A 23,052-nucleotide genomic window follows, 5' to 3' on the forward strand; every position below is an offset into this window, starting at 1 on the left:
ATGAATTTTTCAAAAATGGATGAATACTTTGAAAAATCAAAACTATGGATTGCGTATCTATTTGTTTTCATTTCGATTTTAAGTATGAGTTCACTGGTTTATAAGATAGCAAATCCCCTCTACAAGGGATTATCAGCGATTGTAGTGCTTTATATTTGCTATACCTTATTGTTTAAGTGGAAAGAAATCACAGCAGATCGCAAATTTCTATCCTTATTTGGACTCTTAGCTGGAAGTCATCTGCTATCAGCTGTTTTCAATCGCTCTGGACATCTGATTGGAAATGTGATTGAAATTCTCTTCATGGTAACCTATGTTTTATTATTTACCATGTTACAATCAGGGCAACTTAAAAAATTATTTGACTGGATTGCCTATACGGTTCAAATTGTATCTTTTTCTTCAGCAATTTTTGCGTTTGGTTTATTGTTAAGTAGAGTCCTTATCCTATTTAAGATTGGTGAACAATCTTATTACTATGGTGTCATGAATGGACGTCTGTGGGGAATTGTCAATCCAAATGCTAGTGCGATATTTTCATACATTAGCATTATTTTGGCTATGTATTTGATCCATAAAGGAAGTAAATATTCTGTTTATCTTAAACTGAACAACGTCATTCAATTAGTTTACTTCGCTACGATGCAAAGTCGAGGAGCCTTACTTTCTTTACTTCTCATGATTGGACTCTATAGTTTCTTTGCTACTAGAGGAAGTATCGTTAAACGATTCCTCACTTTTATAGTTGCTGGTTTGCTGATTACTGCAACTAATATTGGATTAAGCTATGTAACTTCAATCTATATCTCATCTGAAACTGCGACTGTCTTAGATTTAAACAATGGACAATCCTATGCTGAGACAGATTCATCTGTTACTAAGAAAAACGGTGAGCTCCATCTGATCGAAACAACACCAAGTGGTAGAACCTATATTTGGAAAAATGCCATCAAGATGGGAAGTGCCAAACCAATTTTTGGTTATGGTGTACGAAATGTTCCAGATTACTACACAGAATATTTCAGTAAATTTGAGATTCAAAACTCCCTTATTGGTGGGAATTTCCATAACATTTTTGTGACTATATTTGTCAGTTCGGGAGTTCTAGGTTTGGTATCCTTCCTTCTTGTACTGGCTTATGTCATCAAGCGCTTTTTAACGTATTTGATTGTTTCCAAGAAAAATACTGATAAATTGATCATGATCCTATTCTTTGGTATCTTGTTTGGTCAATTATTTGAAAGTCAGATTATGTATTCAACCAACTTTATTAATATCATCTTCTGGCTAGCGATTGGCTATGGACTCGTAGTCTGCAAACGGGATGAAGGAGTTCGGTACCAAGAAGTAACAGATGTCAATGAAATTCAACAGATGGAACTTGGAATCATGGAGTATATTCATGAAGTTTGTCAGAAAATTGGTGTCAAGTATTTCTTAGCATATGGAAGTCTAATTGGTGCTGTTCGCCATCAAGGATTTATCCCTTGGGATGATGACATGGATATCTGCATGTTACGAGAAGATTATGAAAAGTTGCAAGACTACCTTATCGCTAACCCTGATAAACGTTACGAGGTCATGTCTTATAAAAATAATCTCAACTATGTCTATCCCTTCATGAAAGTGCAGGATAACCATACCTACTTGCTGGAAGAAGATGTTCGCATCGATTCGAATATGGGAATCTATGTAGATATTTTCCCTGTAGATGGCTACGAGGATGACGTAGAATTTAAAAACAAGATGACGAAACTGATAAAGAAACGTCAATTGAGTTGCTACACCTTTAAAGGCATTACCAATACGAAAAGTGTACTGAATTCACTGCTACGCTATGTGTCAGTTATTATTTTCTATTTCACCAATACGAACAAATACGTTGCCCAGATTGAAGAGCTTGCAAAATCCCGTAAAGTCTCAGATTATGAGCAAGTGGATTATCTTATCTACAAGGATATGAACAAACCAGTGTGGAGACGTGAATGGCTGGAACAAGTTACTACTGGAATATTTGAAGGTATTGAATTTACCATTCCAAAAAACTATCATGAAATTTTGACCTCAGACTACGGAGACTATATGCAATTGCCACCGGTTGAACAAAGAGTATCTCATCATGATTTTAAATTATGGAAGATTGTTAAAAGGTCTAAATGACGGGATTGGGATTAAGAAACGTTTAAAAATATAGTCAAATTTAGGAGAATAGAACCTATGTCTGAAAGAACTTTAACTCTTGAAGAAATCAAGCAAGTAGAATTGGATATTTTAAAGTATCTACATGATCTTTGTGAACAACATCAAATCAAATACTTTATTGATTTTGGAACCTTACTAGGAGCTGTACGCCATAAAGGATTTATCCCTTGGGATGATGATACAGATATTTCCTTGGCGCGTGATGAATTTGAAAAACTGTATAAGGTTTTACAAAATGAAAATCATCCCTACTACAAATTGATTTCATTCAGAGAAACAAAGGGATATCCATACAGTTATATGAGAGTCTATGATGTAAGGACTCGTCGAGATGCTAACCTCGTAGACCCAACGGTCGTATTGGGAACTTGCGTTGACATTTTTCCATATGATGGTGTCGTCACAGAGGAAAGTGACCGTAAAAAAATGAAGCTCTACAAATATTTCATTCGACTTTCTTCTTTGAATTTTAAAGGGATCAAGTCTGAGAATGGTGGACTTAAAAACCTCCCTCGTTATATGGGATCAGCTATTTTCCGCTTAACTTCCCCACAGCTATGGAATCAAAAATTAGAGAGCCTTGCTTTGAAGTATAGTGTAGATCAAGCAACAGATCTCACTTGTACTATCTATGACCCTTATTATCCCAATGGTATAAAAAAAGAATGGCTCTATGATTTGATTGATATGCCTTATGAAGACATTGTGGTCAAGGTTCCGAGAAAATACCATGAAATACTTGTCTACGAATTTGGAGAAAACTATATGACTCCACCACCTATTGAGCAACAAGTCCCAGGAGGAGATAAAAACTACTGGATTGATTAGATTTTTAAAAGTTGCTTAATGTTAAGATAAAGGAGTTTTCAAGGTGAAAAATAAATGGTTATTAAAATCAGTCAGCTATAGTGTTCTCGCATTCTTTCTATTACTGATTCAGTTATCGCAAGGAGTAGATGCAGATACCATCTCTGCAGGTTCGGGCAATCGTATCCATTTCATAAATACTAAAGCAAAATCTGGGAGTGATGCCATCCTTCTGGAAAGCAATGGTCACTATGCTTTGATTGATATGGGAGAAGACTATGATTTTCCTGATGGGAGTGACCCACGCTATCCAAGCCGCTGGGGAATTTCCATGAGAAATTATCAAGTATTGGAGGATCGATTGATTCGCCACTTGGATCAAATAGGTGTAAAAAAATTAGATTTTATTATAGGAACTCATGTTCATAGTGACCATATTGGTGGAGCGGACGAAATACTCAATCGATATCAGGTCGGTAAGTTTTATTTGAAAAAATATTCAGATGATCGGATCACAGCAAACTGGGGACTATGGGATAATCTTTTCAATTATGATAATGCTTTGAGAGCAGCTCAAAAACGAGGAGTTACTCTTATCCAGAATATTTCAGATGAGGATAGCCATCTAAAATTAGGTGATATGGATATCCAACTCTACAACTATAAGAATGAATATGATGCTGACGGGAATCTGAAAAAAGTTCGAGATGATAACTCCAACTCCATCGTTTCAGTAGTGACTGTGGCAGGAAAGAGAATCTATCTTGGTGGAGATTTGGATAATGCCGAGGGAGCAGAAGATAAGTTAGGTCCAGTTATCGGCAAGGTTGATATGATGAAATGGAACCACCATTATGATGCGACAATTTCAAATACGATTAATTTCCTAGAAAACTTATCACCAAAAATGATTATTCAGACAACTGGTGGAGATATTAATGTTGCTTCAACCAGAGAATACCTTCAGAAGAAAAATATTCAGGTTCTTCATGCTGCGAGCCAAACTCAAGATGCTACCGTTTTTGATATTAGCGATAAAGGATTTGCTAATGTTTCAAATACCTTCCCTGATATCCCTGTAGTTGACGAAAAATGGTATCAAGAAGATGGTTATTGGAAATATCGTTTGACTGACGGAGAAATGGCTATCGGCTGGAGAGAGATTGGCGGAGCCACTTATTTCTTTAATGGAAAAGGACAAATGCAAGCAGGTCGCTGGCTTCACCTTAACGACGACTGGGGAGAAAATGCCAAAGGGAATGATTACTATCTGAACCAAAATGGTAAAATGCAAACTGGTGGTTGGTTCAAACTAGATGACTCTTGGTATTATATCCAATCAAATGGTGCTAGACGATTTAGCGAGCTCTCTGAAATTGGAGGGAAAAAGTATCTCTTTGCGGCAGATGGGAAGATGCTAACAGGACACCAAGTTTATAATGGCAAGAAGATGTTCTTTAGCGAAAGTGGTGCACTCCAAACAGCAGGTAAGCCTTCAACATGGCAAAAGATTGATTCAGATTGGTATTTCTATGATGAGTATGGGCTAAAGACCGTTGGTAAAAAGAATATCAATGGAAGCACATACTACTTTAATCAAGAAGGTATCATGCAAACTGGCTGGACCTTTGTTGATGGTCACTGGAACTATTTTGCAAGTTCTGGAGCTATGAAAACCGGCTGGGTCAAGGATCAGGAAACATGGTATTATCTGGATAAAGATGGCATCATGCTAACTGGTAGACAAGATGTAAATGGTGTTCGTTACTATTTGAATGCTAGTGGTGCCATGCAGACTGGCTGGAAGTGGCAAGACAATAGCTGGTACTTCTATACGAACTCAGGTGCTATGAAAACTGGTTGGTTGAAAGATAAAGAATCATGGTATTATTTGGATCCAGAAACTGGTATCATGGCTGTAGGATCTAAAGAGGTTGACGGTAAGAACTATTTCTTCAGCTCTGCAGGGACTATGCAAGTTGGATGGCAGTGGTCAAATGATTCTTGGCATTATTACGCTACGTCTGGCGCACTCCAAACTGGTTGGTTGAAAGATGGTGATGTCTGGTATTATCTTGAAGGTAAGGAAGGCGATATGTTAGTCGGCCTCCATCAAGTAGATGGTAAGCAATATTACTTTAGCAAATCTGGAGCCATGCAAACTGGCTGGAAATGGTTTGATAATCATTACCGTTACTTTGAATCAAATGGAGCCATGAAAACTGGTTGGATAAAAGACAAAGGTGTCTGGTATTATCTAAATCCTGAAGATGGCATCATGTTGGTTGGCCTTCATAAAGTAAATGGTGATCATTATTACTTTGATGAATCAGGAGCTATGCAGACAGGTTGGAAACAGCTTGATGGTAATTGGTACTATTTCCAAGCTGATGGTTCTTTGTTGAAGAACGCAACAACACCTGATGGTTACAAAGTAAACGAAGAAGGTATCTGGAAACAGGCTGTTGCTGCTGTAAATAGCGAGGCAGTCAAGCCAGAACAGAAACAAGAAGCTAATTCCTCTATTGTTGAACAACCTAAACAAGATTCAAATCTAGAAGCCAACGCTTCTGATAAGAAAGAAAACGAATAAAGAAGAAATCCCCTACTGGCAACTAATTTATCAGTAGGGGATTTTTTTAATTTCGTTTTAATTTAGCAAGTACAAGGTTCAGTGCATAGTGGAGTGTTTTGTCTTTGGTAATAAAGAGGGTCAAGAGGTAATAGATACCACAAGTTGCTACGGTAGACAGAACCATGAGAATCATATTGAAGTTTACTGTGTAAGAATTGATTTGGAAAATCATCTTGAAAATATAGAAGATTGGGATAAAACCAAGGGATATAATGCTATAACGTGTTAAGGTTATAAAAATTTCTTTTAAACTAATCAGTTGGTGTTTCTTGATAAAATGAATTTCAAGAAAAACGACGATAGTTTCTGCGATAATGGTCGTAGCGATGTAATACTCAGGTGCAAAAATATTATTGAAATACAAGATGCTATTTAATAGGATATTGGCACCACCACCAAGGAAGTAGAAGGCAGTTAAGCGATTTTCATGATCGTTGATAAAGATAATCTGTTTACCAAGAATCAACTCAATAGCCCAAATGATGGTACGAAAAGCGAAGACGCTGGTTACGATACCCGCTTCAAGATATTTTTCAGAAGAATAAATAACAGTTGCGTACCGTCCCAATATCATAATCCCGATACTAGTTGGAACCATAAGGAAATAGAATAAGGATGCCGCTTGGTTCACGAGATAATTATAAGACTTGTAATCTTTTTTACCAAGATAGTAGCCGAGGCGTGGAATACTGACGTTGATAGCTCCACTCAAGACACTGGCAATCAGCATGACGATACTATAGGCAATTGTATAGTAGGAAATATAGTTCTCATCCGGTCCCTTGGTGATAAACATTCTATCTAGCAAGGTATAAAGCATATTAGCGTTTGCTAAGAGAAGCATAGTGAAGAGCGGTTTAGAAGCTTTAGCTAATTCGACGAAACCGATCTTAACAAAAGAAACTTCTCTCTTGATCCAAAGAAAACTGAGCAGGTAGTTGAGGACAGTGGTCGCTGTCATAACGATAGCATAAGGAACAATATCATCTGCCGTTTTAACAAAGGCGAAGATAGCGACCAGCATGGTAATTCGAATAATTAACGTTTTGTAGAGGATGAAGGCATAATTTTCATAAGCCTCGTTCATCCATTCGATATTGAGAAATTGGAAGAGTGCTTGGGCCCCTAGGATGTAGTAGAGGACTTTCAGATTCTCAATGCTGGTGTCAAAGAAGATAATGAGGAAGTAGATACCAGTGGTCAGGAGAGAGGTGAAAACCGATATATAAAACAACTTAGAAAAGACGTAGTTGATTTTATTCTTGTCATCCTTGACCTTACTGATAGCTCGAATCCCGTAGTTGTATATTCCAAAGGCAGCTAGTGGAATAACGAAACTTGCCCAGGTATTGGCTGTATTGAAATAACCGTAGTTGGATTTGCTGAGAATCCGCGTCAGATAAGGATTGGTTATCAGTGGAAAAACGATATTGAGAATATTGACCAGCAAGCTGGCCAAGGCATTTACTTTTATATTTTTCATTGAACTTTCTTTCTTAAATCTAAAATCATATCTAGTATTATATCACATTCTCGCTTCATTCTTTTGATAAAATCGTAAAAATCTAGTATAATAGATAGACTGAAAGTATGAGGTTACTAGATATGAAGATGAAACAAATCAGTGATACAACACTGAAAATCACGATGACTTTAGATGATTTGATGGATCGGGGAATGGAGATTGCAGACTTTCTCGTTCCTCAGGAAAAAACCGAAGAGTTTTTCTATGCGATTTTAGATGAGTTAGAGATGCCAGACAATTTCTTGGATAGTGGCATGCTGAGTTTCCGCGTGACGCCAAAACCTGATAAGGTCGACGTCTTTGTGACCAAGTCCAAGATTGACCAAAATTTGGATTTTGAAGATTTGGCGGATCTACCAGACATGGAAGAATTAGCCCAAATGTCGCCGGATGAATTTCTCAAAACCTTGGAAAAGAGTATTGCAGATAAAACCAAGGACGATATTGAGGCCATCCAATCTCTAGAGCAGGTCGAAGCAAAGGAAGAAGAGCAAGAGCAGGCAGACAAGGAGACTGAGAGTAAGAAAGAACCTTATATATACTATATCCTGCGCTTTGCAAGCCTTGCTGACTTAGTTTCTTTTGCAAAGACGGTTAACTACCAGATGGAAACCTCTGAACTCTATAAGATGAATGGACACTATTATTTGACAATCTTAGTCGATGTAGAAAATCATCCAAGTCCATATCCAGCCTGGCTCTTGGCTCGTATGCGTGAGTTTGCAGACGACAGTGATATCAGTCGTTCAGTCTTGCAAGAGTATGGGCAAATCTTGATCAATCACGATGCAGTTCTCGGTCTGCAAAAGATTCGTTCATAATTTTTAAAATCAATTTTCATTTATCAAGAAAGACGAATCATGGGATTCGTTTTTTCTTTATCAGACTGAAATAGTGATTTACTATAATAGGAATTTTCACAAAATTCTGTTATAATGGCTATATCAGAAAATTTCTAGGAGACAAACATGACAGTTAAAATTGCTTTATTTGGATTTGGTACCGTTGCAAGTGGTGTGCCATTCCTACTAAAGGAAAATGGAGAAAAAATCGTTCAGTCAGCTCATTCTGAGATTGAAGTAGCAAAGGTATTGGTCAAGGATGAAGATGAAAAGAACCGCTTGCTTGCAGCAGGAAATGATTTTAACTTTGTAACCAATGTAGATGATATTTTAGCAGACAAGGACATTACTATCGTAGTGGAATTGATGGGGCGTATCGAACCAGCTAAGACCTTTATCACTCGTGCCTTAGAAGCTGGGAAACACGTTGTTACTGCTAACAAGGACCTTTTGGCTGTTCATGGTGCAGAATTGCTAGAAATCGCTAAAGAGCATAATGTAGCACTTTACTATGAAGCAGCAGTAGCTGGTGGGATTCCAATTCTTCGCACTCTAGCAAATTCATTGGCTTCTGATAAAATCACGCGCGTTCTTGGTGTCGTTAACGGAACTTCTAACTTCATGATGACCAAGATGGTGGAAGAAGGCTGGTCTTATGATGATGCTTTGGCTGAAGCGCAAAGACTTGGTTTTGCAGAAAGTGATCCTACAAATGACGTGGATGGGATTGATGCGGCCTACAAGATGGTAATTTTGAGCCAATTTGCTTTTGGTATGAAGGTTGCCTTTGACGATGTAGCCCACAAGGGAATCCGTAACATCACACCAGAAGACGTAGCTGTAGCCCAAGACCTGGGCTATGTAGTGAAATTGGTTGGTTCTATCGAAGAAACTTCTTCAGGTATTGCTGCAGAAGTTACCCCAACCTTCCTACCTAAAGCACATCCACTTGCCAGTGTAAATGGCGTAATGAACGCAGTCTTTGTAGAATCTATCGGTATCGGTGAGTCTATGTACTACGGACCAGGTGCGGGTCAAAAACCAACTGCAACAAGTGTTGTAGCGGATATTGTCCGTATCGTTCGTCGCTTGAATGATGGCACTATTGGTAAAGGCTTCAACGAATATAGCCGTGAACTTGTCTTGGCAAATCCAGAAGATGTCAAAGCTAATTACTATTTCTCAATCTTGGCACCAGACTCAAAAGGTCAGGTCTTGAAATTGGCTGAGATTTTCAACGCTCAAGATATTTCCTTCAAGCAAATCCTCCAAGATGGCAAAGAGGGTGACAAGGCGCGTGTAGTGATTATCACTCATAAGATTAATAAAGCACAACTTGAGAATGTTTCAGCTGAGTTGGCCAAAGCTTCAGAATTTGACCTCTTGAATACCTTCAAGGTGTTAGGAGAATAGGATGAAGATTATTGTACCTGCAACCAGTGCCAATATCGGGCCAGGTTTTGACTCGGTCGGTGTAGCTGTTACCAAGTATCTTCAAATTGAGGTCTGTGAAGAACGGGATGAGTGGTTGATTGAACACCAGATTGGCAAATGGATTCCCCATGACGAGCGTAATCTCTTGCTTAAGATTGCCTTGCAAATTGCGCCTGACTTGCAACCGAGACGCTTGAAAATGACTAGTGATGTTCCCTTGGCGCGTGGTTTGGGCTCTTCTAGCTCTGTTATAGTTGCTGGGATTGAACTGGCCAACCAGCTGGGCAAGCTCAACTTATCTAACCACGATAAATTGCAACTGGCGACCAAGATTGAAGGACATCCTGACAATGTAGCTCCAGCCATCTATGGAAATCTTGTTGTTGCGAGCTCTGTTGAAGGAAATGTTTCAGCGATTGTGGCTGACTTCCCAGAGTGTGATTTTCTAGCTTATATTCCCAACTATGAATTGCGTACCCGAGACAGCCGTGGTGTCCTTCCTAAGAAATTGTCCTACAAGGAAGCTGTTTCAGCTAGTTCGATCGCCAATGTGGCCGTTGCAGCCTTGTTAGCAGGAGATATGGTGACAGCTGGTCAAGCAATCGAGGGGGACCTCTTCCACGAGCGTTATCGTCAAAGTCTGGTCCGTGAATTTGCGACGATTAAGCAAGTAGCTAAAGAGAATGGTGCCTATGCGACCTACCTCTCTGGAGCAGGGCCGACAGTTATGGTTCTGGCTTCTCATGACAAGATGCCAGCGATTAAGGCAGAATTGCAAAAGCAACCTTTCAAAGGCAAACTGCATGATTTGAATGTTGATACCCAAGGTGTCCGTGTCGAAACAAAGTAAAGAAATAGAAGATAGGATGGGGAAACTCTTGATTAGAGGGCTTCCTATCCTTTTTTTGAAAAAAAGTCTAGTTAAAAACTTGATAAAGGAGAAATAAAGATGTCAGAAATTTATCTAGCAGGTGGTTGTTTTTGGGGCCTAGAGGAGTATTTTTCACGAATTTCTGGAGTGCTAGCAACCAGTGTCGGCTACGCTAATGGCCAAGTCGAAACGACCAATTACCAGTTGCTCAAGGAAACAGACCATGCAGAGACTGTTCAAGTGATTTATGATGAGAAGGCAGTGTCACTCAGAGAGATTTTGCTTTATTATTTCCGTGTTATTGATCCCTTGTCTATTAACCAACAAGGGAATGACCGTGGTCGCCAATATCGAACGGGGATCTATTATCAGGATAAAGCAGACTTGCCAGCTATCTACACAGTGGTGCAGGAGCAGGAGCGTATGCTGGGTCGAAAGATTGCAGTAGAGGTGGAGAAACTTCGCCACTACATTTTAGCAGAAGACTATCATCAAGACTATCTCAAGAAAAATCCTTCAGGTTATTGTCATATCGATGTGACGGATGCTGAGAAGCCATTGATTGACGCCTCTAACTATGAAAAGCCTAGTCAAGAGGTGTTAAAGGAAAGCTTAACTGAAGAGTCTTATCGTGTTACGCAAGAAGCTGCTACAGAGGCTCCATTTAGTAATGCTTATGACCAAACTTTTGAAGAGGGAATTTATGTAGACATCACGACAGGGGAGCCACTCTTTTTTGCTAAGGATAAGTTTGCCTCAGGTTGTGGTTGGCCAAGTTTTAGTCGTCCGATTTCTAAGGAGTTGATTCACTATTACAAGGACCTGAGCCATGAAATGGAGCGAATCGAGGTTCGTTCTCGGTCAGGAAATGCTCACTTGGGTCATGTTTTCACAGATGGACCTCAGGAATTAGGTGGCCTGCGGTACTGTATTAATTCTGCATCCTTGCGCTTTGTAGCCAAGGATGAGATGGAAGAAGCAGGATATGGCTATCTATTACCTTACTTAAACAAATAAAACTGAGAGGGTGGGGCTTCCCACTTTCTTCATTTCCAGAATAAGAATAGAAGGGATCTATGAAACACTTACTATCTTACTTCAAACCCTATATCAAAGAATCAATTTTGGCTCCCCTGTTCAAGTTGCTAGAAGCTGTTTTTGAGCTCTTAGTTCCCATGGTGATTGCTGGGATTGTTGACCAAGCCTTGCCCCAGAGAGATCAAGGCCATCTCTGGATGCAGATTGGCCTGCTCCTTATCTTTGCAGTGATTGGCGTTTTAGTGGCCTTGGTAGCTCAATTTTATTCAGCAAAGGCAGCGGTAGGTTTTGCCAAGGAATTGACAAACGACCTCTATCGTCATATTCTTTCTTTACCTAAGGACAGCAGAGACCGTCTGACGACTTCTAGCTTGGTAACTCGCTTGACTTCGGATACCTACCAGATACAGACTGGTATCAATCAATTCCTGCGCCTCTTTTTGAGAGCACCTATTATCGTTTTTGGAGCCATTTTTATGGCCTATCGCATCTCGGCTGAGCTGACTTTCTGGTTCTTAGTTATGGTTGTCATTTTGACGATTGTCATTGTCGGTCTCTCTCGACTGGTCAATCCTCTCTACAGTAGTCTCAGAAAGAAAACGGACCAGCTGGTCCAGGAAACACGCCAGCAATTGCAAGGGATGCGAGTTATTCGTGCTTTTGGTCAGGAAAAACGAGAGTTACAAATTTTTCAAACTCTTAACCAAGTTTATGCTAGATTACAAGAAAAGACAGGTTTCTGGTCTAGTTTGTTAACACCACTGACTTATCTGATTGTTAATGGAACTCTTCTCGTCATCATCTGGCAGGGCTATATTTCAATTCAAGGAGGTTTACTCAGTCAAGGTGTCCTCATTGCCCTCATCAACTATCTCTTGCAAATCTTGGTGGAATTGGTTAAGCTCGCCATGCTGATCAATTCCCTCAACCAATCCTATATCTCAGCCAAGCGAATTGAGGAAGTTTTTACCGAAGCTCCAGAAGATATCTTTTCAGAATTAGAACAAAAACAAGCTACCGGTGATCGGGTTTTGCAAGTCAAAGAATTAACCTTTACCTATCCTGATGCGGCCCAGCCTTCTCTGAGAAACATTTCCTTTGATATGAAGCAAGGGCAAATCCTTGGTATCATCGGGGGAACTGGTTCTGGTAAGTCAAGCTTGGTGCAAGTCTTACTTGGTCTTTATCCGGCAGACAAGGGAAGTATTGACCTTTATCGAAATGGACGTAGTTCTCGTAATCTTGAGCAATGGCGGTCTTGGATTGCCTATGTGCCCCAAAAGGTCGAACTCTTTAAGGGAACTATTCGTTCCAATTTGACTTTGGGTTTCAATCGAGAAGTATCTGACCAGCAACTCTGGCAAGCTTTGGAGATTGCGCAAGCTAAGGATTTTGTCAGTGAAAAGGAAGGACTTTTGGATGCCCTAGTTGAGGCAGGAGGTCGAAATTTCTCAGGCGGACAAAAACAAAGGCTGTCTATTGCACGTGCGGTCTTGCGACAAGCTCCATTTCTCATCCTAGATGATGCGACCTCAGCTCTCGATACCATCACAGAGTCCAAGCTCTTGAAAGCTATCCGAGAAAATTTGCCAAATACGAGCTTAATCTTGATTTCTCAACGGACTTCGACACTTCAGATGGCTGACCAGATTCTCCTCTTGGAAAAAGGTGAGCTCCTAGCTGTTGGCAAGCACGAGGAATTGATGAAGACTAGCCAAGTCTATCGCGAAATCAATGCATCCCAACATGGAAAGGAGGACTAGCATGAAACGACAAACTGCAAACCAGACGCTCAAACGTTTGGCCATAGATTTAGCAAGCCATCCCTTCCTCCTTTTCCTTGCCTTTCTAGGAACTATTGCCCAAGTTGCTTTATCGATCTACCTACCTATCTTGATTGGGCAGGTCATTGACCAGGTCCTCGTAACTGGTTCTTCACCAGTTTTTTGGCAGATTTTCATTCAGATGATATTGGTAGTCATAGGAAATACTCTGGTACAATGGGCCAATCCTCTTCTTTATAATCGTCTAATCTTCTCTTATACCAGAGACTTGCGAGAGCGAATCATTCATAAGCTCCATTGTTTACCGATTGCTTTTGTGGATCGGCAGGGTAGTGGAGAGATGGTTAGTCGTGTGACTACAGACATAGAACAGTTGGCAGCTGGCTTGACCATGATTTTCAATCAATTTTTCATTGGCGTTTTGATGATTTTGGTTAGTATTCTAGCTATGCTTCAAATCCACCTCCTCATGACCCTCTTGGTCTTGTTGTTGACACCACTATCTATGGTGATTTCACGTTTTATTGCCAAACGCTCCTATCATCTCTTCCAGAAGCAAACAGAGACGAGGGGGATTCAGACTCAGTTGATTGAAGAATCGCTTAGCCAGCAGACCATTATCCAGTCCTTCAATGCTCAGACAGAGTTTATCCAAAGCCTGCATGAGGCGAATGCCAACTATGCAGGCTATTCTCAGTCAGCCATCTTTTATTCATCAACGGTTAATCCTTCGACTCGCTTTGTCAATGCGCTCATTTATGCTCTTCTAGCTGGAGTAGGAGCTTATCGTATCATGATGGGTTCAACCTTGACCATTGGGCGTTTAGTAACTTTTTTGAACTATGTTCAGCAGTATACCAAGCCCTTTAACGATATTTCTTCAGTGCTAGCTGAGTTGCAAAGTGCTCTCGCTTGTGCAGAGCGCGTCTATGCTGTCTTAGAAAGTCCAGAGGTGGCTGAAACAGGTAAGGAAGTCTTGACCAGTGACCAAGTCAAGGGAGCTATTTCCTTTAAGCATGTTTCTTTTGGATATAATCCTGAAAGGATCTTGATTAAGGACTTATCCATCGATATCCCAGCTGGTAGCAAGGTAGCCATCGTTGGTCCGACAGGTGCTGGTAAGTCAACTCTTATCAATCTCCTCATGCGTTTTTATCCTATTAACTCGGGAGATATCTTGCTAGACGGTCGTTCCATTTACGACTATACCCGAGCGTCATTGAGACAGCAGTTTGGCATGGTGCTCCAAGAAACCTGGCTCAAGCAAGGGACTATTCATGACAATATTGCCTTTGGAAATCCTGACGCCAGTAGGGAGCAGGTGATTGCTGCTGTAAAAGCAGCTAACGCAGACTTTTTCATCCAACAGTTGCCACAGGAATACGATACTAAGTTGGAAAATGCAGGAGAATCTCTCTCTGTTGGGCAAGCCCAGCTCTTGACCATCGCTCGAGTCTTTCTAGCTATCCCAAAGATTCTTATCTTAGACGAGGCGACTTCTTCCATCGATACACGGACAGAAGTGCTTGTTCAGGATGCCTTTGCCAAACTCATGAAGGGACGCACAAGCTTTATCATTGCTCACCGTTTGTCAACTATTCAGGATGCGGATTTGATTCTTGTCTTGGTAGATGGAGACATTGTTGAGTATGGTAACCATCAGAACCTCATGGCTAGAAAGGGCAAGTATTACCAAATGCAAAAAGCTTCAGCTTTTAGCTCTGAATAATCCTTTCTATTTTGCAATATTATGGAAAAATGTTGCCTTCGGGTGACTTTTTTGTTACAATAGCTAGAAAAATCAGGGTCTTAGAAGGAGAAAACAATGAAAGTCTATCAGCATGTAAATATCGTGACTTGTGACCAAGATTTCCATGTTTATCTGGATGGTATCTTAGCCGTTAAGGACTCTCAAATCGTCTATGTCGGCCAAGAGAAGCCAGAGATTTTAGAGCAAGCTGAGCAGATTATAGACTATCAGGGAGCCTGGATTATGCCTGGTTTGGTCAATTGCCATACCCATTCTGCTATGACAGGTTTGCGAGGGATTCGGGATGATAGCAATCTCCATGAATGGCTCAATGACTATATCTGGCCAGCAGAAGCAGGATTTACTCCCGACATGACTACCAAGGCAGTCAAAGAAGCTCTGACAGAAATGCTCCAGTCAGGAACAACAAGCTTCAACGATATGTATAATCCCAATGGTGTGGATATTGATCAAATTTATCAGGCAGTCAAGGCATCTAAGATGCGTTGTTATTTCTCACCGACCCTCTTTTCTTCAGAGACAGAAACAACTGCTGAGACTATAAGCAGAACACGATCCATTATAGAAGAAATCTTAGGATATGAAAATCCAAATTTCAAGGTTATGGTAGCTCCACATTCTCCCTACAGTTGTAGTAGAGACTTGCTGGAAGCAAGCTTAGATATGGCAAAAGAGCTAAATATTCCTCTCCATATCCATGTGGCAGAGACCAAGGAAGAATCAGGAATTGTCCTGAAACGATACGGCAAACGCCCCCTCGCCTTTCTCGAAGAACTAGGTTACTTAGATCATCCGTCCGTATTTGCTCACGGGGTCGAACTAGACGAGCGAGAAATTGAACGCTTGGCATCCTCTCAAGTGGCTATTGCCCACAACCCTATCAGTAATCTCAAACTGGCCTCAGGAATCGCTCCCATCATCCAACTCCAAAAAGCAGGAGTAGCAGTTGGAATTGCGACTGACTCAGTTGCTTCCAATAACAATCTAGATATGTTTGAGGAAGGACGGACAGCAGCCCTTCTTCAGAAAATGAAGAGTGGAGATGCCAGCCAGTTCCCTATCGAGACAGCCCTTAAGGCACTGACAATCGAAGGGGCTAAGGTTCTAGCAATGGAAAAGCAGATAGGAAGCCTAGAAGTTGGCAAGCAGGCAGATTTTCTCGTGATTCAACCACAAGGAAAAATCCATCTCCAACCTCAGGAAAATATGCTCTCTCACCTCGTTTATGCAGTCAAATCCAGTGATGTTGATGATGTCTACATTGCAGGAGAACAGGTTGTCAAGCAAGGACAAGTTTTGACAGTAGAGATTTAAAAAAATATTTCAAAAAAAGTCTGCAAAAATCTTGCATTCTTTTTTTGTCTATGCTATACTTATATACGGTTTGAAAAAACTGCCTAAGACAGTAGGGGAGCTCGACTCATAAGTATCCTACCGAGGACAAAACGTATCATGTAAAAAGAAGCGTATTGTACTTTCGTGTCTAGGTTTGGGCGCGTTTTTCTTTTGGAAAAATTCCCCAAGCAAAATAATTACGGAGGTGAACACACTAATGAGTGAAGCAATTATTGCTAAAAAAGCGGAACTAGTTGACGTAGTAGCTGAAAAAATGAAAGCTGCTGCATCTATCGTCGTTGTAGACGCTCGTGGTTTAACAGTTGAGCAAGATACAGTTCTTCGTCGTGAGCTTCGTGGAAGCGAAGTTGAGTATAAAGTCATTAAAAACTCAATCTTGCGTCGTGCAGCTGAAAAAGCTGGTCTTGAAGATCTTGCATCAGTATTTGTTGGACCATCTGCAGTAGCATTTTCTAACGAAGATGTTATCGCACCAGCGAAAATCTTGAACGATTTTGCTAAAAACGCTGAAGCACTTGAAATCAAAGGTGGTGCAATCGAAGGCGCTGTCGCATCTAAAGAAGAAATCGTTGCTCTTGCAACTCTTCCAAACCGCGAAGGACTTCTTTCTATGCTCCTTTCTGTACTTCAAGCGCCAGTGCGCAACGTTGCTCTTGCAGTCAAAGCGGTTGCAGACAACAAAGAAGACGCAGCTTAATCTTAAGCTACGCAGCGTAGCCTAGCTACGGATAAACTATTATAAAATTAAAAACTTATTTGGAGGAAATAACAATGGCATTGAACATTGAAAACATTATTGCTGAAATTAAAGAAGCTTCAATCCTTGAATTGAACGACCTTGTAAAAGCTATCGAAGAAGAATTTGGTGTAACTGCAGCTGCTCCTGTAGCTGTTGCTGCAGCTGGTGCTGCTGACGCTGGTGCTGCTAAAGACTCATTTGAGGTTGAGTTGACAGCTGCTGGTGACAAAAAAGTTGGCGTTATCAAAGTTGTACGTGAAATCACTGGTCTTGGGCTTAAAGAAGCTAAAGAACTTGTTGATGGTGCACCAGGTGTCATCAAAGAAGGCGTTCCAACTGCAGAAGCTGAAGAAATCAAAGCTAAATTGGAAGAAGCTGGAGCTTCAGTTACTCTTAAATAATAGAGCAACTACATTAGTAGCTTAAAAAAACATATAAAACCGCTATTCTTAGGAGTAGCGGTTTTTTCTTTTGGTTCAAGAAGGGGCAAAAAAGGGGCGAACTAATTATATAGTTTATCTAGGAGACAAACAAGTTTTGAATAATAGGCTTTCCATAAAAAATGATACAAGTTTTTACCCTTCAGGATTTATTTTTTTCTAGTATCATCATTCCTATGAACAGTAGAAAAGTAAGTTTTTAATTTATTGATACTCCGGATATTACAATCTCAGTATTAAAGAACTTTATTGAAGGTAATTTTCGAACGGTTTGAGGTAATTTCAATGAAATTTTAATAGATATTTCAATTTTCTTCTTGACTCTGACCTTAGGTAAGGGATTATACTAATAATAGATAAGAAAGGAGATTACCATGCAAATCAATATGATTCGTTCAGATAAAGTTTACCAAGAGATGCTCGAGCTTCCTTTAGAAAAGAGAGATGGTTACTTTCGAGCTAAAATATTAGCACCTTTTGCAACCAAATACCAAACGCAACACATTCCTCTGAAAGCAAAGTATTCTGGAGGATTTGATGCTCTTTTCCTACTTGGTTTTATGAATCAGTTACCCTCAACTCTCTCAGAAAAGGATAGACCAGCTATCGACGCTCTGAGTTCTGATCAACTCTGGCAAGACTGCCAGGATACCATCAAGAGGAGTATTGGTCTTTTTGAGCAGGCTGGCTATGACTTAGATGTTGAGGATTACCATTTTACTATTTTATTGGGCAATCCAGAAAAACCTATGCTACAGCTCAATAAGGGTTACAGCGGAGATGGAGGAATTCCAGGCTACCTCATGCTTAGTCTGCTACCAAATGACTATACTTTACCACGTGTGCAGGCGGCGTTGGCTCACGAGTGCAACCATAATGTCCGCTTCCAATTTATCAAATGGAATCAGCAGACGACACTAGCAGACTGGGTAGTCAGTGAAGGCTTGGCAGAGTCTTTTGCGGCTGAGCTCTATGGCGAGGATCTCATCGGACCTTGGGTCACTTCAACTAGTTCCGAGCAGTTAGAAGAGATTAAGCCTATCATCTCCAGTCAGCTACAGCTAACGGGGATGGCGGAAATGGCTCCTTATCTATACGGTGATGAAATCGCGAAGATACAGGGTCAAATTCCGGTTGGTATGCCCTATGCTGCAGGCTATGCTTATGGCTATCATCTGATACAAGCCTATCTGAAAAAGACTGGCAAGAACATTATTGAGGCTACAGTGACACCAACGAAACAGATTTTAGAGGCGACTAAAGACTTTTGGAAATGACACTTTTGCTTGAAAATCTGCCAAAACTTGATATAATGTAGGTGATTTCTGGAGGTATCAGTATGCATTATAAAAGAGTTGAATTGAAAGTCACAAATCAAGGTATTCATGAGCGCAAGATTTTTCAAGGTGTTAAGATTTTTAGTCGTAGCAAGTTGTCCAAAGATCAGAAAAGCATTCTAACACAGAAGCTTTACCTGACACCGAAGCAAAACATTGTTTACTATCAACGGAAAGATATCAACTATGACCAGAACTGGCATCATTATAAGGACTATTATGAACTAGCTTATGGCCAGTTGGACAGAGAGACGGTTTTTAAGGTTTGCCAAGATTTTGACGAACTAAGTCCTTTCCTGGAGAATGAGCTGTTAGAGAAGCTAAAAGAAAAGCTGGTAGCAGGAAAATTTTTTGAAAAATTAGATATATAAAAATCCGGTTGCTTTTATAAGCAGTCGGATTTCTTTGAGTTCTAGTTTGATAATCTTTCATAAGGGAAAATAGCTCTATTTTTATCATGAGCAGTTTTTGTTAGAAGTTGTGGAAACAGTATAGTTGAAATCTATGAAGAATAAGTGTATAATCAAAAAAATGATTGAGTGCTCACTCAATTTTGTAGATGTGTAAAGGAGTTCATACAATGGTTGTTCAAGCAATACAATATAGTCGTTTCGGTGATGAAGAAGTGTTAGATTTAGTGAACATTAAATCTGATTCTTTGAAACTGAATCAAGTGAGGGTAGAAGTTCATGCAGTTGGTTTAAATCCTATTGATTATAAGACTTTTGAAGGTGCAAAGCCACTCCGATTTCTATCTTTTATGACAAAACTCAGGAAGCCAAGTCGTTGGTTTGAGTCAAAATCATCTCTTTTTCCAAGAGGTGTTGGTCGGGATTTTGCTGGAGTTATCACAGAAGTTGGTGAAGGAGTAAATCGGTTTGCAGTAGGGGATAAGGTTTTTGGAACAATGATCAGTGACCCTGGATTGGGTACCAAGAGGGGAGCTTTGGCAACAGAAGTTTGTGTCAATGAATCAGAAATTGTGTTGAAACCAGAGATGATTGATATGAACCATGCAGCTACTATGGGTGTAGCCTCTCTAACAGTGGGAGGTGCTTTTAGAAAGATTGATCTAAACTCTAAAGATGTTGTAGTTATTTCAGCAGCAGCAGGTGGTATTGGAAGTATCGCAGTACAGTATGCAGTTGCTAAAGGTGCGACAGTTATTGGAATTGCAAGTAAGAAAAATTCAGATTATCTAAAGTCCTTAGGTGCCATACCAGTAGCTTACGAAGGAAACATCCAGAATGCTCTTCTATCAGCAAGTACAAAGCCAATTACAAAATTCTTGGATTGCTATGGAAGTGATTATGTTAAATTGGCTTTCAGTTTGGGGTTGAAGGGCACGGCTATTGGAACGCTAGTACCTTCACCATATGTTATGATAAAAGGAGCTCAGTTCACGGGTCCGAGACATTCCACATATGATGATTTTAACACTCTAGCGGAAATGGTCTCAGATGGGAAGGTTCGGCTGAATATTGACCAGGTTTATGATTTTTCTCTAAAGTCAGTTAGAGAGGCATATCGTAGCCTGAAGTCGGGACATACTCGAGGTAAGAAGGTTGTAAAAGTAAGAGAGTAGCAGAGAGGTGCCAGCAATGGAAAGTTTAGAACAAAAGTATGCTCAGACATTAGAAAATAGCAACTTGAGTTTAAAACAACGTCAAGTATTGTTATCAAGTCTAAAGCTATTTTCAGAAATTGGCTTTGAAAATACAACAGCCAGCCTTATTGCTAAGGAGGCTGGAGTTTCAGAAGGGACCGTTTTTAGTTACTTTAAGACCAAGGAAGGCATCTTAGAGGCTATTCTGTCAACTTTTCTCGAACAGGTTATTCCAGATATGATTGCTGATTTTTCTGAGAAGAAATTTACAGCAAACCAAGAGTCTTTTCCGCTATTTTTGAGAAGCATTGTTCGAGATAGACTGGTTTTCATTCAGAAGAATCAAATGCAAGTTAAAATTCTCTTGAGTCGTTCTTTTATTGATAAAACTATTTCTGACCAGTTAGGGAATGTTATTATTCACTCTATCATTAAGCCAATTAGTTCAGTTCTGAATCAGTTTAAAGAAAAAGGTGTTATCCGAGATTGGTCTAATGAAAGAATCGTTCGTTATATTTTAGCTTTGAGTCTTTCTTATATTATTCCAATGATGTTGAATGATAAGGAAGATGTAGACATAGATGAAACAGTAAATGAAATAGTTGAATGCCTGTCTTTTGCCTTAGTAGAGGTAAAATAGATCTTGATTTTAAGCTTACTATTAGAAATAGTGGGCTTTTTTAAAACTAATACAAAAATCCCCAATCAGAGCGATTGAGGATTGAACAAATGAATTTTAAACAATACCTTTACTATTATAGCATTGGCTACATTAGTATACTGCCATCTATTCATCTGATGAGAGGGATTTTATCATCCAGATATTCATAGCTGGATGGCCGGCAGCGTTAGAAAGTGCTTGTTTCAATGCTGTAAAACCATAGTGCTGATAGATGGCCACGGCCGTAGCCAGTTCAGTAGAGGTTTCTAGATAAAGCTGTTCATAACCAGCCAGACGAGCTTCCTGGAATATCCGCTTTATCAACCTGCTGGAATAACCTTTGCCACGGCTATTTTTAGTGACATACAGTTTTTGTAATTCAGCAATCTTATCGGACACTGGTGCAAAGCCACCACAGCCAACCAGCTGTCCTTCATCTTCCAGAACAAAGTAAGCTGCTCTCTCTTGATGTTGATAATAGTAGGCCAAATGATCTAGATGAGAATCAAAGTAGACAGTTCCTGGTTTGTCAAGTCCGAATTCTTCTAGGCTAGCTCGAATGAGTTGCGCTACAGCTGGATTATCTCTCACTTCCATTGGCCGTAAGTTCATCATTTGTCCTCCGATAGGATATATCGACTAATTAAACAATACCTTGTGCAATCATAGCGTTTGCTACGTTTTCGAAGGCAGCGATATTTGCTCCTGCAAGGTAGTCGGTACCAAGTCCGTATGTTTCAGCAGTTGTTTTAGCTGTGTTGAAGATGTTGGTCATGATGTCTTTGAGGCGTCCATCAACTTCTTCACGAGTCCATGAAAGGCGAAGGCTGTTTTGGCTCATTTCAAGCGCTGATACAGCTACACCACCAGCGTTGGCAGCTTTGGCAGGTCCGTAAAGGATTCCGTTTTCTTTGTAGACTTTAATCGCATCCAGGTCACTAGGCATGTTAGCACCTTCAGATACACAGATAACTCCTTGAGCAACCAAACGTTTAGCTGCTTCACCGTTGATTTCGTTTTGAGTCGCACATGGAAGAGCGATGTCGTAGTTACCAGCGTAAGTCCATACAGAACCTTCATGGTAAGTAGCAGTTGCTTTCTCAGCTGCGTACTCAGTCAAACGAGCACGGCGTTTTTCTTTAACATCAACCAAAAGATCAAAGTCAATACCATTTTCGTCGATGACATAACCGTTTGAGTCAGATACAGAGATAACAGTTGCACCAAGTTCAGTCGCTTTTTGAAGAGCGTATTGAGCTACGTTACCAGAACCTGAAATAACCACTTTCTTACCAGCAAAACTGTTACCATTAGCTTTGAGCATTTCTTCAGTGTAGTAAACCAATCCATAACCAGTTGCTTCTGGACGAATCAAGCTACCACCAAATCCAAGAGGTTTACCAGTCAAGACACCCGCATCAAATTGGTTAAGACGTTTGTATTGTCCGTAAAGGTAACCAATTTCGCGTCCTCCAACACCGATATCACCAGCAGGTACGTCAAGAGATGGTCCGATGTATTTTTGCAATTCAGTCATGAAGCTTTGGCAGAAGCGCATCACTTCAGCGTCAGTCTTTCCTTTAGGATCGAAGTCTGACCCCCCTTTTCCTCCACCGATTGGAAGTCCAGTCAAGACGTTTTTAAAGATTTGTTCGAAGCCGAGGAATTTCAAGATCCCTTGGTTCACAGTTGGGTGGAAACGAAGTCCGCCTTTATATGGTCCAACAGCTGAGTTGAATTGAACACGGTAACCACGGTTGACTTGGATTTTTCCATCACGGTCCACCCAAGGCACACGGAAAGAAATCACGCGCTCAGGCTCAGTGATACGTGCCAAGATGTTTTCTTCGATATACTCGGGATGTTTTTCAAATACAGGTTCCAAAGTGCTGAAGAATTCTTCAACCGCCTGGAGAAATTCAGCCTCATGCCCGTTACGAGCTTTCACAGTTGCAAACACGCTTTGGATATAGTCTTTAGCAGATGTCATATCGTTCTCCTTTT

19 protein-coding genes and 1 other annotated feature are annotated in these 23,052 nt (G+C 40.3%); of the genes, 16 read left to right on the forward strand and 3 right to left on the reverse strand.

Going from position 1 to position 23,052, the window contains the following annotated elements:
• Genes HMPREF2853_RS00795 through HMPREF2853_RS00805 form a run of 3 tightly spaced genes read left to right on the forward strand, consistent with a single transcriptional unit; the run spans nt 1 to nt 5,602 of the window.
• The gene (locus HMPREF2853_RS00795) at nt 1–2,160 is read left to right on the forward strand and encodes a LicD family protein (RefSeq protein WP_070534597.1); all 2,160 of its coding nucleotides are present in this window, start codon (nt 1–3) and stop codon (nt 2,158–2,160) included.
• Nucleotides 2,161–2,217: 57 nt separating this feature from the next.
• Entirely contained in the window at nt 2,218–3,030 is an 813-nt protein-coding gene (locus HMPREF2853_RS00800; RefSeq protein WP_002881745.1) for a LicD family protein, read from the forward strand.
• Between the two features lie 43 nt (nt 3,031–3,073).
• Entirely contained in the window at nt 3,074–5,602 is a 2,529-nt protein-coding gene (locus HMPREF2853_RS00805) for an MBL fold metallo-hydrolase (protein ID WP_000792509.1), read from the forward strand.
• 46 nt (nt 5,603–5,648) lie between these two features.
• Here HMPREF2853_RS00805 and HMPREF2853_RS00810 read toward each other — a convergent pair whose 3' ends face one another.
• Nucleotides 5,649–7,127 carry an oligosaccharide flippase family protein gene (locus tag HMPREF2853_RS00810; protein ID WP_000789710.1) on the reverse strand — a complete coding sequence of 493 codons (1,479 nt, stop codon included), beginning with the start codon at nt 7,125–7,127 and terminating at the stop codon, nt 5,649–5,651.
• Between the two features lie 122 nt (nt 7,128–7,249).
• Here HMPREF2853_RS00810 and mecA point away from each other — a divergent pair, with 122 nt between their 5' ends.
• From mecA to HMPREF2853_RS00875, 13 genes are all read left to right on the forward strand, one after another.
• The gene (gene mecA, locus HMPREF2853_RS00815) at nt 7,250–7,990 is read left to right on the forward strand and encodes an adaptor protein MecA (protein ID WP_000782705.1); all 741 of its coding nucleotides are present in this window, start codon (nt 7,250–7,252) and stop codon (nt 7,988–7,990) included.
• A gap of 147 nt (nt 7,991–8,137) precedes the next feature.
• The gene (locus tag HMPREF2853_RS00820) at nt 8,138–9,424 is read left to right on the forward strand and encodes a homoserine dehydrogenase (RefSeq protein WP_000216340.1); all 1,287 of its coding nucleotides are present in this window, start codon (nt 8,138–8,140) and stop codon (nt 9,422–9,424) included.
• A 1-nt stretch (nt 9,425) separates the two neighbouring features.
• Nucleotides 9,426–10,295, forward strand: coding sequence for a homoserine kinase (gene thrB / locus HMPREF2853_RS00825; RefSeq protein WP_000692414.1), 870 nt, complete (start codon nt 9,426–9,428; stop codon nt 10,293–10,295).
• Nucleotides 10,296–10,394: 99 nt separating this feature from the next.
• Nucleotides 10,395–11,333, forward strand: a complete 939-nt coding sequence (gene msrB / locus HMPREF2853_RS00830; protein WP_070534598.1) for a peptide-methionine (R)-S-oxide reductase MsrB — start codon at nt 10,395–10,397, stop codon at nt 11,331–11,333.
• Between the two features lie 59 nt (nt 11,334–11,392).
• Entirely contained in the window at nt 11,393–13,117 is a 1,725-nt protein-coding gene (locus HMPREF2853_RS00835; RefSeq protein WP_070534599.1) for an ABC transporter ATP-binding protein, read from the forward strand.
• A 1-nt stretch (nt 13,118) separates the two neighbouring features.
• The gene (locus HMPREF2853_RS00840) at nt 13,119–14,867 is read left to right on the forward strand and encodes an ABC transporter ATP-binding protein (protein ID WP_070534600.1); all 1,749 of its coding nucleotides are present in this window, start codon (nt 13,119–13,121) and stop codon (nt 14,865–14,867) included.
• A gap of 96 nt (nt 14,868–14,963) precedes the next feature.
• Nucleotides 14,964–16,223 carry a TRZ/ATZ family protein gene (locus HMPREF2853_RS00845; RefSeq protein WP_070534601.1) on the forward strand — a complete coding sequence of 420 codons (1,260 nt, stop codon included), beginning with the start codon at nt 14,964–14,966 and terminating at the stop codon, nt 16,221–16,223.
• A gap of 64 nt (nt 16,224–16,287) precedes the next feature.
• Nucleotides 16,288–16,423: a sequence feature (ribosomal protein L10 leader region), on the forward strand.
• A 38-nt stretch (nt 16,424–16,461) separates the two neighbouring features.
• Nucleotides 16,462–16,962, forward strand: a complete 501-nt coding sequence (gene rplJ / locus HMPREF2853_RS00850) for a 50S ribosomal protein L10 (RefSeq protein ID WP_001287274.1) — start codon at nt 16,462–16,464, stop codon at nt 16,960–16,962.
• A 74-nt stretch (nt 16,963–17,036) separates the two neighbouring features.
• Entirely contained in the window at nt 17,037–17,405 is a 369-nt protein-coding gene (gene rplL, locus HMPREF2853_RS00855) for a 50S ribosomal protein L7/L12 (protein WP_070534602.1), read from the forward strand.
• A 413-nt stretch (nt 17,406–17,818) separates the two neighbouring features.
• Entirely contained in the window at nt 17,819–18,721 is a 903-nt protein-coding gene (locus HMPREF2853_RS00860; protein ID WP_070534603.1) for a DUF2268 domain-containing putative Zn-dependent protease, read from the forward strand.
• A gap of 62 nt (nt 18,722–18,783) precedes the next feature.
• On the forward strand, nt 18,784–19,152 hold the full coding sequence (locus HMPREF2853_RS00865) for an EXLDI protein (RefSeq protein WP_070534604.1): 369 nt from the start codon (nt 18,784–18,786) through the stop codon (nt 19,150–19,152).
• 209 nt (nt 19,153–19,361) lie between these two features.
• A complete protein-coding gene (locus HMPREF2853_RS00870) occupies nt 19,362–20,366 on the forward strand; it encodes an NADP-dependent oxidoreductase (protein WP_070534605.1) in 1,005 nt (334 codons plus the stop codon).
• 16 nt (nt 20,367–20,382) lie between these two features.
• Nucleotides 20,383–21,027, forward strand: a complete 645-nt coding sequence (locus HMPREF2853_RS00875) for a TetR/AcrR family transcriptional regulator (protein WP_070534606.1) — start codon at nt 20,383–20,385, stop codon at nt 21,025–21,027.
• A gap of 147 nt (nt 21,028–21,174) precedes the next feature.
• On the opposite strand, the gene HMPREF2853_RS00880 is transcribed toward HMPREF2853_RS00875, so the two are convergent.
• Together HMPREF2853_RS00880 and gdhA are read right to left on the reverse strand one after the other, a co-directional pair.
• Nucleotides 21,175–21,660, reverse strand: coding sequence for a GNAT family N-acetyltransferase (locus tag HMPREF2853_RS00880; RefSeq protein ID WP_049500532.1), 486 nt, complete (start codon nt 21,658–21,660; stop codon nt 21,175–21,177).
• A 31-nt stretch (nt 21,661–21,691) separates the two neighbouring features.
• Nucleotides 21,692–23,038 carry an NADP-specific glutamate dehydrogenase gene (gdhA, locus tag HMPREF2853_RS00885; RefSeq protein ID WP_070534607.1) on the reverse strand — a complete coding sequence of 449 codons (1,347 nt, stop codon included), beginning with the start codon at nt 23,036–23,038 and terminating at the stop codon, nt 21,692–21,694.
• Nucleotides 23,039–23,052 lie beyond the last annotated feature (14 nt).

Origin of the sequence: Streptococcus sp. HMSC077F03 (genome assembly GCF_001812375.1) — a bacterium.
Taxonomy (GTDB): Bacteria; Bacillota; Bacilli; order Lactobacillales; family Streptococcaceae; genus Streptococcus; species Streptococcus oralis_S.